Origin of the sequence: Romboutsia sp. BSD2780061687b_171204_C1 (genome assembly GCF_015560225.1) — a bacterium.
Taxonomy (GTDB): Bacteria; Bacillota; Clostridia; order Peptostreptococcales; family Peptostreptococcaceae; genus Romboutsia_C; species Romboutsia_C hominis.
In genome coordinates, this window is the sequence record NZ_JADMRK010000010.1 from 30,447 (window position 1) to 49,938 (window position 19,492).

17 protein-coding genes are annotated in these 19,492 nt (G+C 29.0%); 15 read left to right on the forward strand and 2 right to left on the reverse strand.

Annotated features, from left to right (window positions below):
- The first annotated feature begins 411 nt into the window (after positions 1-411).
- The 9 genes from I2H23_RS13010 (at position 412) to ybaK (ending at position 12,309) form a co-directional block, all read left to right on the forward strand.
- Positions 412-1,767 (forward strand): alanine:cation symporter family protein, encoded by a 1,356-nt coding sequence (locus I2H23_RS13010; protein WP_092923177.1) that lies wholly within the window; start codon positions 412-414, stop codon positions 1,765-1,767.
- A 101-nt stretch (positions 1,768-1,868) separates the two neighbouring features.
- A complete protein-coding gene (locus I2H23_RS13015) occupies positions 1,869-3,521 on the forward strand; it encodes an amidohydrolase (RefSeq protein WP_092923180.1) in 1,653 nt (550 codons plus the stop codon).
- A gap of 367 nt (positions 3,522-3,888) precedes the next feature.
- Positions 3,889-5,862, forward strand: coding sequence for a YgiQ family radical SAM protein (locus I2H23_RS13020; protein WP_195581724.1), 1,974 nt, complete (start codon positions 3,889-3,891; stop codon positions 5,860-5,862).
- A 214-nt stretch (positions 5,863-6,076) separates the two neighbouring features.
- A complete protein-coding gene (locus I2H23_RS13025; protein WP_092923186.1) occupies positions 6,077-6,463 on the forward strand; it encodes a hypothetical protein in 387 nt (128 codons plus the stop codon).
- 292 nt (positions 6,464-6,755) lie between these two features.
- Positions 6,756-7,313: an ECF-type riboflavin transporter substrate-binding protein gene (locus I2H23_RS13030; protein ID WP_195581725.1), complete on the forward strand. Its 558-nt coding sequence runs from the start codon at positions 6,756-6,758 to the stop codon at positions 7,311-7,313.
- A 19-nt stretch (positions 7,314-7,332) separates the two neighbouring features.
- The gene (locus tag I2H23_RS13035) at positions 7,333-9,039 is read left to right on the forward strand and encodes an ABC transporter ATP-binding protein (protein ID WP_092923192.1); all 1,707 of its coding nucleotides are present in this window, start codon (positions 7,333-7,335) and stop codon (positions 9,037-9,039) included.
- Positions 9,036-9,866 (forward strand): energy-coupling factor transporter transmembrane component T family protein, encoded by an 831-nt coding sequence (locus I2H23_RS13040; RefSeq protein WP_092923195.1) that lies wholly within the window; start codon positions 9,036-9,038, stop codon positions 9,864-9,866. The genes I2H23_RS13035 and I2H23_RS13040 overlap by 4 nt, the downstream gene beginning before the upstream one ends.
- A gap of 169 nt (positions 9,867-10,035) precedes the next feature.
- Complete coding sequence (locus I2H23_RS13045) at positions 10,036-11,826, forward strand: aminopeptidase P family protein (RefSeq protein WP_092923198.1); 1,791 nt, start codon at positions 10,036-10,038, stop codon at positions 11,824-11,826.
- A 3-nt stretch (positions 11,827-11,829) separates the two neighbouring features.
- Complete coding sequence (ybaK, locus tag I2H23_RS13050; protein WP_092923201.1) at positions 11,830-12,309, forward strand: Cys-tRNA(Pro) deacylase; 480 nt, start codon at positions 11,830-11,832, stop codon at positions 12,307-12,309.
- Positions 12,310-12,383: 74 nt separating this feature from the next.
- Here the strand turns inward: ybaK and I2H23_RS13055 are convergent, their stop codons facing one another.
- Positions 12,384-12,596: a DUF378 domain-containing protein gene (locus I2H23_RS13055; protein WP_092923204.1), complete on the reverse strand. Its 213-nt coding sequence runs from the start codon at positions 12,594-12,596 to the stop codon at positions 12,384-12,386.
- A 172-nt stretch (positions 12,597-12,768) separates the two neighbouring features.
- Here I2H23_RS13055 and I2H23_RS13060 point away from each other — a divergent pair, with 172 nt between their 5' ends.
- From I2H23_RS13060 to I2H23_RS13070, 3 genes are read left to right on the forward strand one after another with little or no spacing between them, the layout of a single operon-like run.
- On the forward strand, positions 12,769-13,608 hold the full coding sequence (locus I2H23_RS13060; protein ID WP_166504869.1) for a fumarate hydratase: 840 nt from the start codon (positions 12,769-12,771) through the stop codon (positions 13,606-13,608).
- Between the two features lie 9 nt (positions 13,609-13,617).
- Positions 13,618-14,166: a Fe-S-containing hydro-lyase gene (locus I2H23_RS13065; RefSeq protein WP_166504870.1), complete on the forward strand. Its 549-nt coding sequence runs from the start codon at positions 13,618-13,620 to the stop codon at positions 14,164-14,166.
- A gap of 16 nt (positions 14,167-14,182) precedes the next feature.
- The gene (locus I2H23_RS13070; protein WP_092923210.1) at positions 14,183-15,361 is read left to right on the forward strand and encodes an NAD(P)-dependent malic enzyme; all 1,179 of its coding nucleotides are present in this window, start codon (positions 14,183-14,185) and stop codon (positions 15,359-15,361) included.
- Between the two features lie 45 nt (positions 15,362-15,406).
- Here I2H23_RS13070 and I2H23_RS13075 read toward each other — a convergent pair whose 3' ends face one another.
- Positions 15,407-16,249: a CvfB family protein gene (locus I2H23_RS13075; protein ID WP_195581726.1), complete on the reverse strand. Its 843-nt coding sequence runs from the start codon at positions 16,247-16,249 to the stop codon at positions 15,407-15,409.
- A 338-nt stretch (positions 16,250-16,587) separates the two neighbouring features.
- Between I2H23_RS13075 and I2H23_RS15505 the strand changes: the two genes are divergently transcribed.
- From I2H23_RS15505 to nagB, 3 genes are read left to right on the forward strand one after another with little or no spacing between them, the layout of a single operon-like run.
- On the forward strand, positions 16,588-17,322 hold the full coding sequence (locus tag I2H23_RS15505) for a GntR family transcriptional regulator (protein ID WP_092923217.1): 735 nt from the start codon (positions 16,588-16,590) through the stop codon (positions 17,320-17,322).
- An 11-nt stretch (positions 17,323-17,333) separates the two neighbouring features.
- Positions 17,334-18,464: an N-acetylglucosamine-6-phosphate deacetylase gene (gene nagA, locus I2H23_RS13085; protein WP_092923220.1), complete on the forward strand. Its 1,131-nt coding sequence runs from the start codon at positions 17,334-17,336 to the stop codon at positions 18,462-18,464.
- An 18-nt stretch (positions 18,465-18,482) separates the two neighbouring features.
- Entirely contained in the window at positions 18,483-19,232 is a 750-nt protein-coding gene (gene nagB, locus I2H23_RS13090) for a glucosamine-6-phosphate deaminase (RefSeq protein ID WP_195581727.1), read from the forward strand.
- The last annotated feature ends 260 nt before the right edge of the window (positions 19,233-19,492 follow it).

Sequence of the window (19,492 nt, forward strand, 5' to 3'; positions counted from 1 at the left end):
TTTCAAAAATATTTGAATTTGTTGAAAAAAGAAAATAAGGGTCAAAATAATTTATTGACTTAAATAATAAAAAATTGATATTGTAGTAACTGTAAATAGGCACTAACAAAATCATTAATGATCCAATAATTTTATATAGTTAATCTTAAAAGTTTTATAATTTTTATTTAAGTTTTATAATTTTTATTTAAATCTTAAAACTGCTATAGATATACCGTTATTATTTAATTAATAAAATACGTAAGAATAGTCAGTTTTTTGATGGAAAAATACAATGGATAAGATTAACTTTTATAAATTGTTGTATTTCTTAATGAATGTGAAGCCTATTTTTTTTGTATATTTTAAAGGGGGAGATATACAAAAAACAAATAAAAATCAAAATAAATATTTACAAGGAGAACATAAAAGATGCTACATCAGTTAGAAGTTGCAATAACAAAAGTATCTGAAGCTATATGGCCAGTATTCTTACCATTTATATTAGTTGTTGGCGCTACAATGGCTATAAGAACAATCTTCATGATACAAAAACAAGCTACAAAGCCTGCTAAATTACAAATGAAAAATGTAATCGGGCCAGCTTCTATATCTTTAGGGGCAATGATAGGTACAGGAGCAATAATAGGTGTTCTTGGTGCATTATCAAAATTATCAGCAAGTGGGCAAGCAAATATAGAAGCTATGGCTATATGGGCGTTAATAGGTTCATTAATAATGCTTCCTGTTTCATATTCTGAAACATTAAACTCAAAAATAATGGGGAAAACTCCAAAGGAGTATATATCTACTCTAATAAGCCCTAAATTAGGAATAACATATGCTGTATGTTTCGTTGCATTAGCAGTATTCGGATTTGGTGGATTCCAATTTAGTGGTATAGATTCAGTTTTTGCTACAGTATTAAATGATAAGTTTGGAATCGAATTATCATTAGTTCAAAGATATTTATTTATAGTTATACCAGTAATAGCGGTAGTTGCTGCATTAGTATTATCTAAAAAGCATGAGTTATTCATGGGAGCAATGACTTATATGATAGGAACAGCAGTTGCTGGATACTTCATATTCTTTACAATGTTTGTTCTTAAGACTTCTGATTACATACCTACTTTCTTTGGAAGTATGATAAAAGGTATGATGAATCCAGTTAATGCAATGATGGGTGTGCCATTAGGATTTATATTAGGTATGCAAAAGGTTATACAAACAGCAGAAACTGGTCTTGGAGCATTAGCAATGGCTGCTCAAGAATCTGACTCACAACCAAGAGAAGCAGCTATGATATCGTTATTACCAACAGCTGTAACAGTATTCGTTTCTATAGTTGTTACTTCATATATAGCTTCTTATGGAGTTGAGGTAGGAACTTTAGCATTAGTTGATGCTAATGGAAATGCAGCAGGTACTGTTGCAAGATTAGGTGGATACTTTGCTACTGCTGAGCATGTAGTTGGTATATTTGGATTAATTGTATTAGCAGCATTCACAGTATTATCAGCATTAACTACAATACTTGGATCTTACTACTACATGACAAAGTTATTTAAGCAAAATCCAGTTAACAAAAATATAGCAATATATTTAGTATTAATAATAGCTGCTGGTACTTTAGCAGTATTTGGAGCTAACGTGGTATTTGAAGCTGTTGACTTATTATTATTTGTACTTTCAGGAATAAACGTAACAGCACTAGCTATATTTACATTCAAACATTGGGAAGCTTACAAGTTAAGTGGATCAGTTAAAAAAGACAAAGTAGCTTAATGATATACTAATTATTTAAATAAGCTAAAAAGCTACTTGCTATATTAGTAAGTAGCTTTATATATATACATTAAAACTTGCCTGGTGAAGGGAGAAATACAATGACTAAAAAGATTTACTTCAATGGAACAGTGGTAACTGTTGATAAAAATGAATCAATAGCACAAGCTATATTAGTTGAAGAAGGAAAAATAAAAGCAGTAGGAAGTAATGAAGAAGTTCTTGCGTTAGCAGATGAAACTACTGAAAAAATAGACCTAGATGGGAAAACAATTCTTCCAGGGTTTATAGATCCTCATGGACATGTAGTTGCTGTAGCTCAAACTTTAATGATAGTAACATTAGGAGATGTAACTTCTAAGGAAGAACTATTATCTAGACTAAAAGAAGCCTTCGAAAGTGATCCTCCAACAGATGGAAACTGGTTAATAGGATTTGGATATGATAACACTAAATTTGAAGGTGGAGAACATCCAACTAAGTTTGACTTAGACCAAATAAGTACAGAAGTACCGATAACTGTTTCTCATGCATCAGGGCATTTATCAGCTGTAAACTCTAAAGCATTAGAATTATATGGATATGTAGGTGATGACTATATAGTTCCAGAAGGTGGAGTTGTAAGAACTGTATCACCTGACTCAAAAGAACCAAATGGAGTATTAGAAGAAAATGCTATATTAGATAGTGAAAAGAAAAAAGTTATAAAAGCTCCAGGATTCGAAGAAGTTTTAAAGGCTGTTGTTAAAGCTCAAAAGATATATGCATCATTAGGTATTACAACAACTCAAGATGCTTCAGTAGAAGAAGCTAATCATTATAATCATATATTAGGAGCATGTGCTCAAAATAATATGTTAATGATAGATATAGTTGGACTTGCTACTCAGCCATCAACAATGAATTTAATGAAAAATGAAGGAACTCCAAAGAGAGAATACTTCAATCATTATAAGTTAGCAGGAGCTAAGACTTGGTTAGATGGATCTCCACAAGGATTTACTGCTTGGTTAAGTAAGCCTTATCACGTTGTGCCAGAAGGTCAACCAGCTGATTACTGTGGATATGGAACTCAAACTGATGAAGTTGTAACTAATTACTTTGTTGATTGTATAAACTTAAATGTACAAGTTCATACTCATGTAAATGGTGATGAGGCTTGTGCTCAATTCTTAAGATGTTACAAAAAAGCTTTAGAAATAACAGGAAGTAAAGCAGATTTAAGACCTGTTATGGTTCACTGTCAAGCATTAAGAGAAGACCAATTAGATGATGTTAAAGAAATAGGTGCAATACCAACATTCTTCAATGATCATGTAAGATTCTGGGGAGATTTACACCATGATCAAGTATTTGGACCAGAAAGAGCTCAAAATATATCTCCAATAGGATGGGCGTTAGAGAAGGGTATAAAGTTTACGCTACACCAAGATCCACCAGTAAAAATGCCAAACCAAATAATAGCTATGCATACAGCTGTTAATAGAACTACAGAATCAGGAAGAGTATTAGGAGCGCATCAAAGAATATCAGTTATGGAAGCTATAAAAGCTGTAACTATAAATGGTGCATATCAATACTTCGAAGAAGATGTAAAAGGTAGTATAGAAGTTGGTAAATTAGCTGACTTAGTTATATTAGATAAAAACCCTCTTGAAGTTGATACTATGGAAATAGAAAACATAAAAGTATTAGAAACTATAAAAGAAGGTAAAACTATATTTGTTAAAGAAGCTGAATTACAAAACGCATAATATAAAAAATAGCGATGAGATATCTCATCGCTATTTTAAATTTTAAGCAAATTAAAAATTTTTTATAGCCTAAAAACTAATAAATAAACATTTTAACTAATACTTTTGTTTGATATTTATATTAAGTGGTTAATAATAATTAAGAGTATCTATTTTGTGTAGTAAAATATAAAATGAGACAGTAAGCATAAATATTTTCCAGGAAATTATATAAAATTACCATACTTATTTTAATTTTGATAAAAATAAACAAATAATGATTAAAAATAAAGTAAATTAATGATATAATTAAATCTTAAGACCTAAAGACAGAAAATGAATTTTTAATATGTTAAAATAGACAAATATAGATTAAGCAGGTGATAAAATGGAAAACAAATTTTTACCTATATACAAGCAAGATATGATAGATAGAGGATGGGAACAACTAGATTTTGTTATAGTTACAGGAGATGCTTATGTTGACCACCATAGCTTTGGTACAGCTATAATATCTAGAGTATTAGAAAATGCAGGGTATAAAGTAGGAATAATAGCACAACCAGATTGGAAAAGTACTGATGATTTTATGAAGTTAGGAGAACCAAGGCTAGGTTTCTTAGTTAATTCAGGAAATATGGACTCGATGGTTAATCACTATTCAGTAAGTAAAAAGCGTAGAGACAAAGATATGTACTCTCCAGGTGGCAAAATGGGACTTAGACCTGATAGGGCAGTAATAGTTTATTGTAATAAAATTAGAGAAGCTTACAAAGATGCTAACATAGCAATTGGAGGGCTTGAAGCAAGTTTAAGAAGATTTGCCCATTATGATTATTGGGGAGATAAAGTAAGAAAGTCTATACTAATAGATAGTGGTGCAGATTTATTAGTTTATGGTATGAGTGAAAGACAAATAGTAGAAGTAGCTAATGCTTTAAATGATGGATTTGATCCTAAATATATAAGACATATAAATGGAACTTGTTATATAGCAGATAGTAAAGAAGAAATATATGATGATTATGTAGAGATACCATCATATAAAGATGTATGTTCAAGTAAAGAAGAATATGCAAAAGCATTTAAAATTCAATATGATGAGCAAGATCCATATAGAGGAAAAGTTATAATACAAAGACATGGTGATAAGTACTTAGTTCAAAATAAACCAGAACCACCATTAAATAGAGAAGAGCTAGATAAAGTTTATGCACTACCTTATGCTAAAGATTATCATCCTATATACAAAGAAATGGGTGGGATACCTGCTATAGAAGAAGTTAAATTTGGTATAGTAAGTTCAAGAGGTTGCTTTGGAAGCTGTTCATTCTGTGCGATAACATTCCATCAAGGTAGAGCAGTACAAAGTAGAAGCCATGAGTCTATACTAGATGAAGCTAAATATATAACAGAACTTCCAGATTTTAAAGGATATATACATGATGTTGGAGGACCTACAGCAAACTTTAGACATGAAGCATGTAAAAAGCAAATAACTAAAGGGGCGTGTAAGCATAGACAATGTTTACACCCAGATCCATGTAAGAACTTAAAAGTTGACCATACAGATTTCTTAGAATTATTGAGAAAAGTTAGAAATTTACCTAAGGTTAAGAAGGTATTCGTACGTTCAGGAATAAGATATGACTATGTAATGGCTGATAAAAACGATAAGTTCTTTAAAGAGCTTGTTGAACATCATGTTAGTGGGCAATTAAAAGTTGCTCCAGAGCATATAGCAGAAGAAGTTTTAGAACATATGCAAAAGCCAGCAGGAAATACTTATGATAAATTTAGAGAAAAATTCTTTAGATTAAGTGAAAGAGCTGGCAAAAAACAATATATTATACCTTATTTAATGTCGTCTCATCCAGGTTCAACATTAAATTCAGCTATAGAGCTTGCAGAGTACTTAAGAGACATTAAATATCAACCAGAGCAGGTACAAGATTTCTATCCAACTCCAGGGACATTATCAACTACGATGTTCTATACAGGAATAGATCCGTTAACTATGAAACCAGTATATGTTCCTAAGTCTAAACAAGAAAAGGCTATGCAAAGAGCATTACTTCAATATAGTGCTCCAAGAAACTATGATTTAGTGCATGCAGCATTAGTTGAAGCTGGAAGGGAAGATTTAATAGGATTTAATCCAAGATGTTTAATAAAACCAAGAGAAGCTAGAGGGTATTCAAATAGAAGCATGAATTCTAAAAATTCAAATAATAAGGTTTCAAGAGGAAGAAATTCTTCAAGAAATAATGAATCAAAATCTAGAGGTAAAAACGATAGAAATAATCAGTCAAGTAAAAAGTTTTCTAAAAGTTCTAAGCCTATGAAAAAGAAAAGAAGATAAATATATAAAGGATATGACATAAGTTCATATCCTTTTATTATCTTTATAGTATTTTATATAAATTAATGATAAAAGTTTATTGAAATATTGGAAATTTAAATTAATAGCAAAAAATGTAAAAAAAGTCGATTAGTGTAACGAAATTTTATCTAAAACATATTATATTAAAGGACAAGCAAATAAGCTGTCCTAATTAAAAGGAGGTTAATATAATATGTGCAGAAATAATAATTGTGAATATTTCCAAAGAGACGATTTTGAGGATATAAGAGATGAAGTATGTGATATAGAAAGTAGATGCTGTGAAGGATTTGTTAAGGAACAATTTACTATAAGATCAACTGCTACACCTGCTGGAGTAGTTGTTTATGACTCATCTGATCCAGCTACTACACGTGCTACAATAAAGATTAGAAACTTATCAAGAACTGTAAGTATTAGAGTTCAAGCAAGTCCTATTGACATTGTCATAGCACCAAATCAAGAAGCGGTAATTTCAGTAGCTCAATTAAATGCTGTTGTAATTACAGCATTATCAACAACTATGACTGCAAGAGTATTACTATGCTTTGATTTACAATTTGACTCACTTGGAAATTAATGCTGTTATTTATTATCTAATAAAATAAATAAGTTACCTTAAGAATAAAATCAATAATTTCTTAAAGGCAGAGATTTTTCTCTGCCTTTTTTGTTTTTGTTATAAGCATAAAATATATTAATTATTTAATTAAAAGATTAAGTATTTATAAAAAATAACGTAAATAATAAAGGTATAAATATGGTTAAAAAATCGACTAACATTGACATTTTTTTTAGTAAGGGTTATACTAAAATTTGTGTTTAATTTAAATAAATATAAATGTATACATCTAAAATAGAGAGGTATAAGTATGAATAAAAGTAAACTTTCAATAAAAACTATAGTTGCTATAGGAATTGGAGCTGCTGTATTTATGATATTGGGAAGATTTGGTTCTATACCAAGTGGTATACCAAACACTAACATAGAAACAGCATATGCTTATCTAGCGTTAATGGCAGTACTTTATGGTCCTATAGCAGGATTTTTAATAGGGCTTATAGGACATGGATTAAAAGATTTAGTGTTTTATGGAATGCCTTGGTTTAGTTGGGTAATATCATCGGCTATAGTGGGTCTTATAATAGGTATAATGTATAAAAGAATAAAAGTAGATGAAGGAGATTTCTCCATTAAACAAATTATAATTTTTAATATAACTCAAATTGTAGCAAATATAATAGCTTGGTTTGTTGTAGCACCTACTTTAGATATAGTTATATATGCAGAACCTGCAAATAAGGTATACATACAAGGAGCTATAGGTGGAATATCAAACATGGTTACAATAGGTATATTAGGAACATTAATATTAAAAACATACTCTAAAACAAAAATAAAGAGCGGGAGTTTAAGAGTAGAAGAATAATAGGCGAAAGGAGGCATTTATGAAAAAGAAAATAATTGAGTTTAAAGACTTCAATTTTAAATACAGAGTTCAAGCTGAGCCAACATTAAAAAATATAAACTTGACTATTTATGAAGGTGAAAAAGTATTAATAGTAGGACCATCAGGTTCAGGTAAAAGTACTTTAGCACATTGCCTTAATGGGCTAGTACCATTTTTCTATAGTGGAGAGATGAGTGGAGAATTAAGAATAAATAATGAGGATATAAAAAATAAAAATATATTTGAATTATCTAAAGTAGTTGGGACTGTTCTTCAAGATCCAGACAGCCAGTTTATAGGTCTTACAGTAGGAGAAGATATAGCATTTAAACTAGAAAACTATTGTGTAGAGCAAAATGAAATGATAGATAGAGTTAACAAAGCTGCTAAGTTAGTTGATATAGATAAGGAATTAGAAGCATCACCATACAAATTATCTGGGGGTCAAAAACAAAGAGTAACTTTAGCTGGAGTAACAGTAGATGAAGTTAAAGTATTACTATTTGATGAGCCTTTAGCAAGCTTAGATCCTGCGACAGGGAAAAGTGCTATGGAACTTATAGATAGTATACAACAAAAAGAAAATAAAACAATGGTAATAATAGAGCATAGATTAGAAGATGTTCTTCATTGTAAAGTAGATAGAATAGTAGTTATGGACAAAGGATGTATAGTAGCAGATACTACTCCAAATGAACTCTTATCAACTAACATCTTAGAAGAAGTTGGGGTAAGAGAGCCTTTATATATAACTGCTTTAAAATACTCAGGTTGTGAGATAAGTAAAGACTTAAAACCTGAAAGTATAAATACATTAGATATAGAAAAGTGTAAAGATAAAGTCAATGACTGGTATGAGAATACTAAAAAAGAAGAATCTAAAACTAAAAACGACTATATATTAGAACTAGATAACATAAACTTCTCATATTCTCCTGAAAAACAAATACTTAAAGATGTATCTTTTAAGATAAGAAAAGGTGATATAGCAAGTATAGTAGGTAAAAATGGTGCAGGTAAATCTACTATATCAAAATTAATATGTGGTTTTTACAAACCTACTAGTGGAAGAATATTATTTGATGGGAAAGATATAAAAGATGAATCTATAAAAGAGCGTTCGGAAAAAATAGGATTTGTTATGCAAAATCCTAATCAAATGATATCTAAGACTATGGTATTTGATGAAGTAGCTTTTGGTTTAAAGATAAGAGGATATAATAAAGAAGAAATAAAAGAAAAAGTAGAAAATGTACTTAAAACTTGTGGACTTTATGGGTACAGAAATTGGCCCATATCAGCACTTAGTTTTGGTCAAAAGAAAAGAGTTACAATAGCATCTATATTAGTATTAAATCCAGAGGTAATAATACTAGATGAGCCTACAGCAGGACAAGACTTCAAGCATTATACAGAAATAATGGAATTTTTAGTAGAGTTAAATAAAAAGGGTGTTACTATAATTATGGTAACTCATGATATGCATCTTATGCTAGAATATACAAGTAATGTAGTAGTTTTATCAAATGGTCAAAAAATAGGTGATGATAAATCAACTAAGATATTAACAAATAAAGAGATAATAGAAAAAGCAAATTTAAAAGAAACATCACTACAAGAACTAGCTATAAAATGTAAAATAAAAGATTCTGTAGAATTTGTAAATAGATTTATTGATTATGATAGGAGGGTTAGAAACATATGAATACAGAAATGTTGTCATATATAAAGAAAGACTCACCTATTCATAGGTTAACTGGAGCTACAAAGTTAATATGTTTTTTACTTTGGACAATAGCGGCAATGATAACATATGATACAAGAGTTTTACTTGGACTTTTTATTGTTGGAATAGTAGTATTTAAAATGTCAAAAATTGAATTTAAAGAAGTATCTTTTGTGCTTTATTTTATATTATTTTTCTTACTACTAAACGCACTTTTAATATTTATATTTGCTCCATATCAAGGTGTAGAAATATATGGAAGTAGGACGGATTTACTTCACTTAATAGGCCCATATACAATAACAAAAGAACAACTATTTTATGAGTTAAATGTAGTATTGAAATACTTTGCAACAATACCTATGGCGCTTTTATTTATACTTACAACGGATCCAAGTGAATTTGCAGCATCATTAAATAAGCTTGGTGTAAGTTATAAAGCTGCATATACAGTATCAATCGCTCTTAGATATATACCAGATGTTCAAAGGGACTATAAGGATATATCTTTTGCTCAGCAAGCAAGAGGAATTGATTTATCAAAAAAAGAAAAGTTATCTAAAAGAATAAAAAATTCGGCAGCAATACTTATGCCTTTGATATTCTCTAGTTTAGAAAGAATAGATAAAATAAGTTTAGCTATGGAGCTAAGAGCTTTTGGAAATAACAAAAAACGTACTTGGTTTAATAGAAGAAAATTTGAAAAAAGAGATTATATATCTATACTAGTGTTAATAATAATTTTATTAATATCTATAGTTATGATTAAGGTCGATGGTTCGAGATTTTATAATCCTTTTATATAATATAAAATTGCCAGATATATACTATTTAAAATCCATAGATGATAGCCTATATGAAATTTCATATAGGCTATTTTATATTTGATAAATTATAATATAAATTAATTAGTTAAAATTACTAAATAGTGTTAAAATAGTACATAAGATAATCAAAATTGAAAGGAGTAAGACTATGATAAAAGAAAGAATCAATAAATTAAGAGCGTTAATGAACGACAAAGGGATATATGCTTACCTAATACCATCTTCAGATTATCACCAAAGTGAATATGTAGGTGATTACTTTAAATCAAGAGAATATATATCAGGATTTACAGGTTCAGCAGGTACAATAGTAATTACTCAAGATGAAGCAGGTTTATGGACAGATGGAAGATATTTCATACAAGCTGAAAATGAACTTAAAAATAGTACTATAAAGTTATTTAAAATGGGAGAAGAAGGTGTCCCTACTATAGAAAAATATCTAATAGATAATATGAAAAAAGATTCAAAACTAGGTTTTGATGGTAAAGTAGTATGTGCAAAAGAAGGAAAAAATTTAAAAGATAAATTAGAATTTAAAAATATTGATATAGAATATAACTATGATTTAGTAGGTCAAATATGGGAAAATAGAACGGAATTACCAAAGGAAAAAGCTTTTTTATTAGATGTTAAATACACAGGAGAAAGTTTTTCAGAAAGGTTAAAAAGAGTAAGAAATGCTATGAAAGAAAAAGAAGCAAGTGTGCATATCATAACAACATTAGATGATATAGCGTGGTTATTTAATATAAGAGGTGGAGATATAAAACACAATCCAGTAGTATTATCTTATACAGTTATAACTTTAGATGAAGTTTATTTATTTATAGATGAAGACAAATTAGATGAAACTATAAAAAATGAATTAAATAAAGAGAAAGTACAAGTTAAACCATACGACTCTATATATGAATTTGTTAAAACTATAGATGAAAAAGAAGTTGTGTTACTTGATTCAAATAAAGTAAATTATGCTATTTATAACAATATATCAAAATCTATTAGAAAGATAGATACACAAAATCCTACTATTATGTTTAAAGCAATAAAAAATGAAATAGAGCTAAAGAATATAAGAAATAGCCATATAAAAGATGGTGTAGCTTTCACTAAATTTATGTATTGGCTTAAAACTAATGTAGATAAAGAAGAAATAACTGAAATAAGTGCGGCTCAAAAACTAGAAGACTTAAGAAGAGAACAAGATAAATTTATAGAACCAAGTTTTAATACTATAGCTGCATATAGAGAACATGCTGCTATGATGCATTATAGCGCATCAGAAGAAAGCAACTATAAACTAGAACCAAGAGATTTATTCTTAATAGATTCAGGTGGGCAATATTATGATGGTACTACAGATATAACAAGAACTATAGCATTAGGTGAAATAACAAGAGATGCTAAGACTCATTTTACAAATGTGGTTAGAGGTATGATTAGATTATCTAAAGCTAAATTTTTATATGGATGCAGAGGGTATAATCTTGACATATTAGCTAGAGGTCCACTTTGGAATTTAGGAATAGATTATAAATGTGGAACAGGTCATGGTATAGGATTTGTACTAAATGTTCATGAAGCTCCAAATGGATTTAGATGGAGAGTAGTGCCAGAAAGAGATGATAGTTGTGTGCTTGAAGAAGGTATGGTAACTACTAATGAACCAGGGGTATATATAGAAGGTTCTCATGGTATAAGAATAGAAAATGAAGTAGTTACAAGAAAAGCTGAGAAAAATGAATATGGTCAATTCATGGACTTTGAGGTTATAACTTTTGCGCCAATTGATTTAGACGCAGTAGATGCAAGTTTAATGTTAGAAGATGAAAAGAAATACTTAAACAATTATCACAAAGAAGTATTTGATAAAATATCACCATTCTTAAGTAAAGATGAGTGTGAGTGGTTAAGAAATTATACAAGGGAGATATAATAAGTGAGTAAGGTAAAAACTAATGTATGTAGAATACTAGACTCTAAAAAAATAAAATATAATATGTACTCTTATGAATTCAAAAAAGGAGAACATGTAGATGGAGTTGAAGTAGCTCAGAAGATAGGTAAAGATGTTAGCATAGTATATAAAACATTAGTAGCTATATCTCAAAGTAAAAACATATATGTATATGTTATACCTGTAAATGAACATTTAGACTTAAAAAAAGCAGCAAAAGTAGCTAACGAAAAAAGTATAGAGATGATTAATGTAAATGATATAAATAAGTTTACTGGATATATAAGGGGGGGATGTTCACCTATAGGTATGAAAAAACTTTATAAAACTTTTGTAAATGAAAGTGCAAAAGAACTTGATAACATTATAGTTAGCGCTGGTAAAATAGGTTACCAAGTAGAGATTTCACCAAAAGATTTAAAAGATATAATTAATTTAGAGTTTAGAGATATTATAAAATAAAAAAGAGGGTAAATACCCTCTTTTTTATTTTATATAAAAAATTATGTTTTTATAAAGTTAGGTAAATATAAATTTTACATCATAGCCATAAAGTAATCTATTGCTATATAAATCCCTGAAAGTCCTACTAAGCCGTATACTATTTTGCTTAAAGTATTTATATTACCAAATCTTCCTCCACCAGCACAAATTGCTGCAACTAAATCAAAATTAGCGATACTTACTAGACCCCAATTTATAGCACCAATAATAACTAGTATAAGAGCTATATCATATAACATATCCATAGTTATACCTCCAAAAAAATTATTTGTATATTATATGATTAACAAATAATTACATTTTATACATAATATTAAAATAATTAAAATATAAGCAATATATTGTTAAAATTTGTAAAAAATGATAAAGTCTAATTGTGTTACGAATATTAAAAATAAAAATGGGGTGTATGTTCGAGTGAGAGAAATTAAATCTCATAAAATTACAGAAGTAGTAAAAAAAATGTGTATAGACGCTAACATAAATTTAGGAGAGGATGTTGTATGCGCTATACATAATAATTTAGAAAAAGAGGAAAGTGAATTAGGGAAGAATATATTACATGTACTTTTAGAAAACATACAAGTAGCAAATGAAAAAAAAATACCAATCTGTCAAGATACTGGTATGGCAGTGTTTTTTGTAAAAGTAGGTCAAGAAGTATTAGTAAGAGGAAGTACAATAGAAGTTGCTATAAACGAAGGTGTTAGACAAGGATATGAAGAAGGATACCTTAGAAAATCTGTAGTAGATCCTATAAATAGAATTAACACGAAAGATAATACTCCAGCTATAATACACTATGAAATGGTAAAGGGAGATAAGATAGAGATAGAATTTGCTCCTAAAGGTTTTGGTAGTGAAAATATGAGTAAAATGAAGATGCTAAAACCATCTGATGGGGTAAAGGGGATAAAAGAATTTATAATAAATACAGTATCAGAAGCTGGTCCTAATCCATGTCCACCTATAGTTGTAGGTGTTGGTGTAGGTGGTACTATAGATAAGTGTGCTCAAATATCAAAAAAAGCTTTACTTAGAAACATTGGAGAACATAGTAAAGATAGATTTATAGCAGAATTAGAGAGGGAATTATTAGCAGAAATCAATAAATTGGGAATAGGACCACAAGGTTTAGGTGGAAATACGACAGCTCTTTCTGTAAATATAGAAACATTTCCAACTCATATAGCAGGTCTTCCTGTTGTAGTAAATATAAACTGTCATGCTTCAAGACACAAAAAAGTTATAATATAGGGGTGGTTTATGATTAAATTAAATATGTCGTTATCCAATGAAGAAATAATCAAGTTGAGATGTGGAGATGTAGTAAGTTTAAGTGGAACTATATATACTGCAAGGGATGCTGCTCATAAAAGACTTATTGAAACTATAGAAAGAAAAGAAAAAATGCCTTTTGATATATGCGGACAGGCTATATATTATGTTGGACCAACTCCAAATAAGCCAAATGAGGTGATAGGTTCAGCAGGGCCAACTACAAGTTATAGAATGGATGACTTAACTATTCCTCTATTAGAAAGGGGTCTTAAGGTTATGATTGGAAAAGGCAAAAGAAGTGAAGCTGTAATAGAAGGTATCAAAAAACATAAGGCTGTATACTTTGCGGCGATAGGTGGTGCAGGTGCTTATATATCAAATTCTATAAAATCTTGTGAAGTTATAGCTTATGATGATTTAGGTGCAGAGGCAATAAGAAGATTAGAAATAGAAGATTTGCAATTAATTGTAGCTATAGATAGTTATGGTGAAAATATATACGAAAAAGGTAGGAGACTTTATTGTAAAAGATAAAACACGGAGGTAGAATATGTCTAAAGATTATGCACAATTAGCTTTAAAAATGCACGAAGAAAACAAAGGGAAAATAAGTGTAGTAAGTAAGGTAAAAGTAGAGAATAGAGATGAATTAGCAGTAGCATACACTCCAGGTGTTGCCAGACCTTGTCAAGAAATACATAAAAATAAAGATGATGTTTATAGATATACATCAAAAGGGAATATTGTTGCGGTAGTTAGTGATGGAAGTGCTGTTTTAGGACTTGGGAATATAGGTGCAGAAGCATCTATACCTGTTATGGAGGGAAAAGCAATATTATTTAAAGAGTTTGCGAATGTAGATTCATTCCCTATATGTCTTAAAACAAATGATGTAGATGAAATAGTAAATACCGTAAAATTAATGGAGCCAGTATTTGGAGGAATAAACTTAGAGGATATAAGTTCTCCTAGATGTTTTGAAATAGAATCTAGATTAAAAAAAGAAATGGATATACCTGTATTTCATGATGATCAACATGGTACGGCTATAGTTGTTGCATCAGCTATAATAAACTATTCAAAATTATCTGGTAAAAATATCGAGGATTTAGAAATAGTAATAAACGGACCGGGAGCTGCAGGATTAGCTATAGGAAAGATACTATTAAGTATGAAGGTTAAGAATGTAATATTCTGTAATGAATATGGTGCTATAAATGAAGAAATGGACAATCTAAACTGGGCACAGAAAGATATGTTAGATATAACGAACATTAGAAATGAAAGAGGAACTTTAAAAGAAGTAATAAAAGGTAAAGACGTGTTTATAGGTGTATCTGCGCCAAACTTATTAGATAGAGAAGATATAAAAACTATGGCAGATAAGTCTATGGTTTTAGCTATGGCAAATCCAATACCTGAAATAATGCCAGATGAAGCTAAAGCAGGAGGGGCTCTTGTAGTTGGAACAGGAAGGTCAGATTTTCCTAATCAAGTAAATAATGTATTGGCATTTCCAGGTGTATTTAGAGGAGCATTAGATGTTAGGGCTAGTGATATAAACGAAGAAATGAAAATTGCGGCAGCTTATGCAATAGCAAATACAATAGGAAAAGAAGAAATATCTTCAGAAAATATAATACCAGATCCGTTCAATAAAGATGTTACTAATAATGTAGCAAATGCTGTTAAAAAAGCTGCTATAAAAACTAAAGTTAATAGAATCTAATAAAAAATGGAGTTTACAATTAAGTAAACTCCATTTTTTATATTTTTATTTTAAATATGTTCCATTTTCATTTTGATATATATAATCTTTTTTCATTAGTACTCCAAGAGCACGTTTAAAGTTTTTCTTACTGCTTTTAAATTCTTTTGATATATCTTCTGGAGAACTTTTATCATTAAAATTCATATGACCATCATTACTCTTTAAATAATCTATTATTTGAGACTCAAGAGAATCTAGTTCATTTTTTCTTTCTTGTCTAGGAGTAAGTCCTAACTTTCCATCTTCATAAATCTTTATAACTCTTAGATTTTCAAGTTTATCTCCATGTTTTAAATCTGTAAAGTATTCATTAGCAAGTATAACTGCAGCATATTTATTATCTACACATACCATAGCGCTATTATTAGTTTGGAATCCATAAACTATACCAGAAACTGTATCTCCTATATTATAACTGTGGTCTGTTGTTAATAAACTATCTATATCTGTCGTAGCAGCAAGCCTACCTGTTTTATCAAGATATATATTGAATAAATATCTATTCCCCTTTTCTAAATCGTAAGTTTTAGCTTTAAAAGGAACTAATATATCTTTTGGAAGTCCAATATCTATAAAGCTACCTATTTTAGTGTGAGCAACAACTTTTAAGTAGCATATTTCATCTATTTTACCTTTAGGAGGTATAAGTGTAGCTGTACGTCTACCTTCTGAATCTATATAGATAAATGCATTTACTACATCTCCAAGTTCTATTTTGTTATGTCCTATAAATCTTTTATGAAGTAAAATATCATCCTTTGAATTAGATGTTTTTCCATCTAAAAAATAACCAAAGCTTGTTTCTCTCTTAACTTTAAGTTTATTGAAATCACCTATTTTTATCAAGTTTTATCATCTCCTTAAATTTTGATTTAATATATACGATTAAAATAATTAAATACTATGCTTTTATTAAAATTAAAATATGTAAGTTTAATAGTGTATCTTAATATAATACCATAGAAAGCACACATGTTAAACAAAATATTACATATAACATATAAAGAACATGATGCAAAAACATTATTTTTATCGTATAATGAATTATTTAAAATTTGTCATTGTATATACTTAAAAATATTTTATGCAAATTTTAAATAAACTATTGAATAGATAGATAGAAATAAAGTACAATTGGTATATACCAAAATAAATATTACAACATAAAAAGAGTGGTGAAAAATATGGAAATAGTAGATAAAAATATTACCACTCCACTTCACATACAATTAAGTTCTATAATTAGAAAAATGATAGAAGATGGAGAATTAAAAGAAGGAGACGCTATAATACCTGAAAGAGAGCTTTGTTCTAGACAAAATGTAAGTCGCATGACTGTCAATAAGGCGATTATGGGTCTTGTAAGTGAAGGAATATTATATAGAGTACAAGGTAAAGGTACATTTGTTGCTAAGGAAAAGAAAAAATATGAGTTCTCAAATGTAAAAGGATTTACAGATGTAATGAAAGAAAAGGGTATAAACATAAGGACTGATATACTATCTTTTGAAATGGAAGTACCAAGTGACTTAATAAAAAATAAATTAAACATAAAAGATGAAAAGACTAATGTATATAAGGTAGTTAGACTAAGGTATACAGATGGAGAGCCATTTGGTATAGAAACTGTTTATCTGTCGGAGCAAATGTGCAAAGGTTTTACTAAAGGGATGTTAGATAATAATTCGTTATATAAAATGCTAAGTGAAAACTATAACTATAAGATAACAAAAGCTAGGCAGACTATGGAGCCAGTGATTTTATCAGAAGAAGAATCTAATATATTAGATACAGAAGAAGGATCATTAGCACTTAAGCTTCAAAGAAATTCATATAATACTGAAGGTAAGCCAATAGAATATACAATATCTATATTTAGAAGTGATAAGTATCAATATGAGTTAATATTAAGTGAGTAGGGGTGATAAGTATGAAATGTATAGTTAATGGAAAAATAGTTTTAGAAAATCAAATATTAGAAAATAAAGTACTAGTATTTAATGAGAAGATAATCAATATAGTTAATGAAGCACCAAAAGATTGTGAAATAATAGATGCCAATGGAAATTATGTATGTCCTGGATTAATAGATATACATATACATGGCAACATGGGAAAAGATACAATGGATGGCACTGATGATGCTATTTGTACGATAGCTAAATCCATAGCAAGACATGGTGTAAGTTCATTTTTACCAACAACAATGACTATGGATGAAAAGAGTATAACAAATGCCATAGACACTATAAAGAAATATATGGATAAAGATACTAAAGGGGCCCAAATTATAGGGACTCATTTGGAAGGGCCATTTATAAATAAAGATTATAAAGGAGCTCAAAATGAAAAATTTATAGTTGCTCCAACTTATGAATTTATAGAAAAATACAAGGATGTAATAAAGATAATAACTTATGCGCCAGAAAAAGATGTAGATATGGAATTTACAAAAAAAATTAAAGCTAACACAGACATAGTTTTATCAATAGGTCATAGTAAAGCTACGTATGATGAAGCAAAAGAAGCTATAAATATGGGAGCGAGTAATATAACACATACATTTAATGGAATGAGCGGACTAAATCATAGAAATCCTGGGGTTGTTGGAGCTGCTCTTACAACTAATGTATATTGTGAGGTAATAGCTGATGAGATACATATAATGAAGGATTTATTCCAATTTATCTTGAATAATAAAGGTGAAGATAAGATAATTCTTATAACGGATTCAATAGAAGCTGGTGGATTAGAAGATGGAGAATATTCTTTAGGTGGTCAAAAGGTCATTGTTAAAAGTAATCAAGCAAGGTTAGAAAGTGGAAGTTTGGCAGGAAGTGTTATGCCTCTTAATAAGATGGTTTACAATTTTATGAATAATACTAATTTAGATATGAGAAAAGTTATAAAATTAGCATCAATAAACCCTGCCAAGTCAATAGGCATAGATAACAAAAAGGGTAGTATAGAAATAGGAAAGGATGCAGATATAGCTATATTTGATAAGGATATAAACTGTCATATGACTATAAACTGTGGAAAAGTAATATACAAAAAATAGATGAGGGGATAATTTATCATGAGAATATTAGTATGTAAAGATTACAATGAAATGAGTAAAAAAGCTGCACAAATGATAGCGAGTCAATTAACACTAAAGCCAGATTCTGTTTTAGGATTAGCTACAGGAAGTACTCCAATAGGAATGTATAAAGAATTAGTAAGTATGTATGAAGAAGGTCTTATAGACTTTTCTGAAGTTAAAACATTTAATTTAGATGAATACTTTGAACTTCCAAAATCTAATGAGCAAAGTTATGACTATTTTATGAGAGAAAATTTATTTAATCATATAAATATAAAAGAAGAAAATATACATATACCAAATGGTATGACTGATAATATAGAAAAAGAATGCAAAAACTATGATGAGGCTATTAAGGAAGCTGGAGGAGTAGATATACAAGTGTTAGGTATAGGTCACAATGCCCATATAGGATTTAATGAACCTACAATAAACTTTGAAAGAGGAACTCATCTAGTTAATTTAAAGGAAAGTACAATAGAAGCTAATGCAAGATTTTTTGATAGCATAGAAGAGGTACCTAAAAAGGCTATAACTATGGGGACTGGTTCAATATTTAAGTCTAAAAAAATAATGCTTTTAGCATCAGGGGAAGGAAAAGCAGAAGCTATATACAATACAGTTTACGGAAAAGTTTTACCAGAAGTACCAGCATCAATATTACAATTTCATAATGATATAGTATTAATCTTAGATAAAGACTCAGCAAGTAAGTTAGATCCAAAAGATTATAAGTTAGTATAAAAAATAACACCTCATATGAGGTGTTATTTTTTATTAATTAAAATTATATTTTAAGTATTTATATTTCATTAAATGGTATAAAAAATTGTACAACTGGGTTTTAGATGATTATTTAACCAATAGAGAAATTTTTTGAACCTATACTAATTTTCATATGAATTTAAGTATTATAAATCTATATATGAATATTAGGTATCAATAATTTTATTTTTTGAAATTTGATTTTAAAAAGTTTTTAGGGGTAAGAATGGTAAGTAGCA

Bases quoted from the DNA above. Each gene is read 5' to 3' on its own strand.
- I2H23_RS13065 (WP_166504870.1), top strand. From the start codon at position 13,618: ATGATTAAATTAAATATGTCGTTATCCAATGAAGAAATAATCAAGTTG.
- I2H23_RS13025 (WP_092923186.1), top strand. From the start codon at position 6,077: ATGTGCAGAAATAATAATTGTGAATATTTCCAAAGAGACGATTTTGAG.
- I2H23_RS13070 (WP_092923210.1), top strand. From the start codon at position 14,183: ATGTCTAAAGATTATGCACAATTAGCTTTAAAAATGCACGAAGAAAAC.
- nagB (WP_195581727.1), top strand. From the start codon at position 18,483: ATGAGAATATTAGTATGTAAAGATTACAATGAAATGAGTAAAAAAGCT.
- I2H23_RS13030 (WP_195581725.1), top strand. From the start codon at position 6,756: ATGAATAAAAGTAAACTTTCAATAAAAACTATAGTTGCTATAGGAATT.
- I2H23_RS13015 (WP_092923180.1), top strand. From the start codon at position 1,869: ATGACTAAAAAGATTTACTTCAATGGAACAGTGGTAACTGTTGATAAA.
- nagA (WP_092923220.1), top strand. From the start codon at position 17,334: ATGAAATGTATAGTTAATGGAAAAATAGTTTTAGAAAATCAAATATTA.
- I2H23_RS15505 (WP_092923217.1), top strand. From the start codon at position 16,588: ATGGAAATAGTAGATAAAAATATTACCACTCCACTTCACATACAATTA.
- I2H23_RS13045 (WP_092923198.1), top strand. From the start codon at position 10,036: ATGATAAAAGAAAGAATCAATAAATTAAGAGCGTTAATGAACGACAAA.
- I2H23_RS13040 (WP_092923195.1), top strand. From the start codon at position 9,036: ATGAATACAGAAATGTTGTCATATATAAAGAAAGACTCACCTATTCAT.
- I2H23_RS13055 (WP_092923204.1), bottom strand. From the start codon at position 12,596: ATGGATATGTTATATGATATAGCTCTTATACTAGTTATTATTGGTGCT.
- I2H23_RS13020 (WP_195581724.1), top strand. From the start codon at position 3,889: ATGGAAAACAAATTTTTACCTATATACAAGCAAGATATGATAGATAGA.
- I2H23_RS13010 (WP_092923177.1), top strand. From the start codon at position 412: ATGCTACATCAGTTAGAAGTTGCAATAACAAAAGTATCTGAAGCTATA.
- I2H23_RS13035 (WP_092923192.1), top strand. From the start codon at position 7,333: ATGAAAAAGAAAATAATTGAGTTTAAAGACTTCAATTTTAAATACAGA.